The following is a 2215-nucleotide window of genomic DNA, read 5'->3' on the forward strand; positions in this document are numbered from 1 at the left end:
GCTCACATGAAGAACTTATAAAATTAAAAGGAAGTTATTACCATCTAGTTAAAAACCAGCTAGACTTAGGTAAATAACATATATATAAAACATTCTCTCGCGAAGAATAGACATAACCTTTGAATGTCTTTAAATGATCAAGGATTTAATCAATTTTATAAATTATTTTAAAATGAAAAAATCAATTTTAAACCTAGGTAAAGTTTTAAGTTCTATTGAACAAAAAAACGTTAATGGTGGGCAAGTATTTATGGGGCCATGTTTTGAATGGTGTGCAGATCCTTATATACAACAAATGTATTGGAAACCATTGCACTGTAGCTGTAATACAGGAGGAGGCACTGGAGGAGGAAATAATGGAGGGGGAGACACTGGAGGTGGTCCGGTTGATCCAGTTTAAAATAAAAAGTAATTAATAATAAATAAAATGAAAAAATCAATTTTAAATATAGGAAAAGTTTTAGCTAAAACAGAGCAAAAATCTATTAATGGAGGTATTTCACAATGTGATGCATATAATCATTGTAGTGGTTCTGACTTTTGTTGTTCAGGAGGAGGATGTAAACGTATCGGAGCTTCTGGAGTTATTTGCGACGCTGAAATACCTAAACCTGATGATGAATTTTACCATTAAGATTTAATAGTGGTTAGAGAAATAGACACAACCCTTGAATGTCTTTAAATGATCAAGGATTTAATCAATTTTATAAATTATTAAAAATGAAAAAGAAATTTTCAAGCATAGGTGTAATTTTAGAAAAAGTCGAACAGCAATTAATTAATGGAGGTAATGATAATTGTAATTACTACGCTAGTAGAGGTCTTTGTTTTGGAGATAATGACCCATATTGTATACCCTGTAATCTAATGAGTAACTACCCAGGAGCAGCGTCTTGCATTAATTTAGATACAGCTTGTTTCGATTTATAGGACTAAGTATTCTCTAATAAAGAATAGACACACCCTTTGAGTGTCTTTAAGTGATCAAGGAATTAATCAATTTTATTAAATTATTATAAAATGAAAAAATCGATTTTAAACTTAGGAAAGATTTTAAATAAAGCTGAACAAAAAGTAATTAGTGGAGGAGTGAATTACTATTATCCAATTTGCGAATGTGATCGTAATTGTAACGTAATAAACAATGGAAGATGTGAAGATATTGGATGCCCAATGCAAGAACCATCAGGACCTATAGGACCTGGAGGACCAACTTTACCTGTTTGTTAAAAAAACACAATTAAAAGTAAACTGTTGAATGCTTTAAATAAAATATAAAAATGAAAAAACAAATTTTAAACTTAGGAAAAACTCTAAGTAAGAAAGAGCAAAAAGCTATAAATGGAGGTGTTGACTGTTTTGATTGTCAAGACTATTGTATAGCCAATAGTGGAGGTAATAGAATGGTATATGGTATTTGTATGGACGAGTGTATTTCTCAATATTGCTAACTATACTAGATTAGCATAGTTTTAACGTTAAAATATTCTCTTGCGAAAAATAGACATAAGTCTTGAATGTCTTTAAATTATCAAAGACTTAATCAATTTTATTAAATTTTTATAAAATGAAAAGATCAATTTTGAATTTAGGAAAAGCTTTAAATAAAGCAGAACAAAAAGAAATTAATGGAGGAAAGCATGAATCATGTTTAACTCATGTAGATTGCCCTGCAGGTCAAGGTTGTTGTCCAGAACTAGAATTGTGTTTTAGAGATGATTATCCAAGATGTAACTTAATTTAAGAAAATGAAAAAATCAATTTTAAGTATAGGGAAAACTTTAAATAAAATAGAACAAAAATCAATTAGAGGAGGTAGTCTTAGAGATTGTCATGAATATTCAGGTCCTTTTTCTTTTGATGAAAATTCTTGTGGAGATTACTATCGTTTACCTAATAAATACAAAGCTTGTGTTTTAGTTGATCCAGTTTGCCTTTAAGGTATTTGTTGTTATACTTAATGAACAAATAAATACTAAAAGTAGGTGATATTTTATCCTAACTAATGAGATTATTATTAATACTAAAACTCTTAATAATAGTTGAAGGTTTTCAGTATTGATGTTATACAAATAATATTTTATTAAATGATGATGATGCTTGTTTTAACAGGCATCATTTTTTAACCTTTTAGATTAATGCCAATAGAAATAGAAGACATAGAGATACGTAGCGAAGAAGTACAAGAAATCTTAAACCAGGTACCCAATTGGAT

The 2215-nt window shown here is 29.0% G+C and carries 7 protein-coding genes; all 7 read left to right on the forward strand.

Annotated features, from left to right (window positions below; genetic code table 11):
• Nucleotides 1-172: 172 nt before the first annotated feature.
• The 7 genes from Q0881_RS17635 (at nucleotide 173) to Q0881_RS17665 (ending at nucleotide 1940) form a co-directional block, all read left to right on the forward strand.
• A complete protein-coding gene (locus Q0881_RS17635; RefSeq protein WP_299163256.1) occupies nucleotides 173-400 on the forward strand; it encodes a hypothetical protein in 228 nt (75 codons plus the stop codon).
• Nucleotides 401-427: 27 nt separating this feature from the next.
• Complete coding sequence (locus Q0881_RS17640) at nucleotides 428-634, forward strand: hypothetical protein (protein ID WP_299163258.1); 207 nt, start codon at nucleotides 428-430, stop codon at nucleotides 632-634.
• Nucleotides 635-720: 86 nt separating this feature from the next.
• A complete protein-coding gene (locus tag Q0881_RS17645; RefSeq protein ID WP_299163261.1) occupies nucleotides 721-930 on the forward strand; it encodes a hypothetical protein in 210 nt (69 codons plus the stop codon).
• Between the two features lie 90 nt (nucleotides 931-1020).
• On the forward strand, nucleotides 1021-1230 hold the full coding sequence (locus tag Q0881_RS17650; RefSeq protein WP_299163263.1) for a hypothetical protein: 210 nt from the start codon (nucleotides 1021-1023) through the stop codon (nucleotides 1228-1230).
• A gap of 50 nt (nucleotides 1231-1280) precedes the next feature.
• The gene (locus tag Q0881_RS17655; protein ID WP_299163265.1) at nucleotides 1281-1451 is read left to right on the forward strand and encodes a hypothetical protein; all 171 of its coding nucleotides are present in this window, start codon (nucleotides 1281-1283) and stop codon (nucleotides 1449-1451) included.
• Between the two features lie 116 nt (nucleotides 1452-1567).
• Nucleotides 1568-1744, forward strand: a complete 177-nt coding sequence (locus tag Q0881_RS17660; RefSeq protein WP_299163268.1) for a hypothetical protein — start codon at nucleotides 1568-1570, stop codon at nucleotides 1742-1744.
• Nucleotides 1745-1748: 4 nt separating this feature from the next.
• A complete protein-coding gene (locus Q0881_RS17665) occupies nucleotides 1749-1940 on the forward strand; it encodes a hypothetical protein (protein WP_299163270.1) in 192 nt (63 codons plus the stop codon).
• The last annotated feature ends 275 nt before the right edge of the window (nucleotides 1941-2215 follow it).

Origin of the sequence: uncultured Tenacibaculum sp. (assembly GCF_947494125.1) — a bacterium.
Taxonomy (GTDB): domain Bacteria; phylum Bacteroidota; class Bacteroidia; order Flavobacteriales; family Flavobacteriaceae; genus Polaribacter.